Here is a 1,892-nt window from a genome sequence, read left to right on the forward strand (position 1 = left end):
AAAACAAATCAAAAAAGTTCTTGACAAAGGATTTGAGATTTGATAAAATATAAAAGCCGTCTGGTTCAGCCAGACGGAGGTAGTACTTTGAAAACTGAACAAAGTTTCGCTAAAAGTGTGCGGGTGTAAAACCCAAACAAGAAGCGAAGTCAATTCGCAAGCAATAAATTTGAGACAAAGATCTTAAATAATCGAATGAGCAATCATTCAAACTTAAATTTCAAAATGAGAGTTTGATCCTGGCTCAGGACGAACGCTGGCGGCGTGCCTAATACATGCAAGTCGAGCGAGCAGAACCAGCAGATTTACTTCGGTAATGACGCTGGGGACGCGAGCGGCGGATGGGTGAGTAACACGTGGGGAACCTGCCCCATAGTCTGGGATACCACTTGGAAACAGGTGCTAATACCGGATAAGAAAGCAGATCGCATGATCAGCTTATAAAAGGCGGCGTAAGCTGTCGCTATGGGATGGCCCCGCGGTGCATTAGCTAGTTGGTAAGGTAACGGCTTACCAAGGCAATGATGCATAGCCGAGTTGAGAGACTGATCGGCCACATTGGGACTGAGACACGGCCCAAACTCCTACGGGAGGCAGCAGTAGGGAATCTTCCACAATGGACGCAAGTCTGATGGAGCAACGCCGCGTGAGTGAAGAAGGTTTTCGGATCGTAAAGCTCTGTTGTTGGTGAAGAAGGATAGAGGTAGTAACTGGCCTTTATTTGACGGTAATCAACCAGAAAGTCACGGCTAACTACGTGCCAGCAGCCGCGGTAATACGTAGGTGGCAAGCGTTGTCCGGATTTATTGGGCGTAAAGCGAGCGCAGGCGGAAGAATAAGTCTGATGTGAAAGCCCTCGGCTTAACCGAGGAACTGCATCGGAAACTGTTTTTCTTGAGTGCAGAAGAGGAGAGTGGAACTCCATGTGTAGCGGTGGAATGCGTAGATATATGGAAGAACACCAGTGGCGAAGGCGGCTCTCTGGTCTGCAACTGACGCTGAGGCTCGAAAGCATGGGTAGCGAACAGGATTAGATACCCTGGTAGTCCATGCCGTAAACGATGAGTGCTAAGTGTTGGGAGGTTTCCGCTTCTCAGTGCTGCAGCTAACGCATTAAGCACTCCGCCTGGGGAGTACGACCGCAAGGTTGAAACTCAAAGGAATTGACGGGGGCCCGCACAAGCGGTGGAGCATGTGGTTTAATTCGAAGCAACGCGAAGAACCTTACCAGGTCTTGACATCTAGTGCCATCCTAAGAGATTAGGAGTTCCCTTCGGGGACGCTAAGACAGGTGGTGCATGGCTGTCGTCAGCTCGTGTCGTGAGATGTTGGGTTAAGTCCCGCAACGAGCGCAACCCTTGTTATTAGTTGCCAGCATTAAGTTGGGCACTCTAATGAGACTGCCGGTGACAAACCGGAGGAAGGTGGGGATGACGTCAAGTCATCATGCCCCTTATGACCTGGGCTACACACGTGCTACAATGGGCAGTACAACGAGAAGCGAGCCTGCGAAGGCAAGCGAATCTCTGAAAGCTGTTCTCAGTTCGGACTGCAGTCTGCAACTCGACTGCACGAAGCTGGAATCGCTAGTAATCGCGGATCAGCACGCCGCGGTGAATACGTTCCCGGGCCTTGTACACACCGCCCGTCACACCATGGAAGTCTGCAATGCCCAAAGCCGGTGGCCTAACCTTCGGGAAGGAGCCGTCTAAGGCAGGGCAGATGACTGGGGTGAAGTCGTAACAAGGTAGCCGTAGGAGAACCTGCGGCTGGATCACCTCCTTTCTAAGGAAGCGAGAGTGATGGAGAGTAGAGATACTAAGAGAAGTCACTTAAGCAAGCGGAAGCACACTGAGAAACTTTGTTTAGTTTTGAGGGTAGTACCTCAAAGA

1 rRNA gene is annotated in these 1,892 nt (G+C 50.5%); it reads left to right on the top strand.

Annotation, left to right across the window (positions count from 1 at the left end):
• The first annotated feature begins 221 nt into the window (after positions 1–221).
• Positions 222–1,785: ribosomal RNA gene (locus FC37_RS04580) — 16S ribosomal RNA — on the top strand.
• The last annotated feature ends 107 nt before the right edge of the window (positions 1,786–1,892 follow it).

The organism is Lactobacillus gallinarum DSM 10532 = JCM 2011 (assembly GCF_001434975.1).
Lineage (GTDB): Bacteria > Bacillota > Bacilli > Lactobacillales > Lactobacillaceae > Lactobacillus > Lactobacillus gallinarum.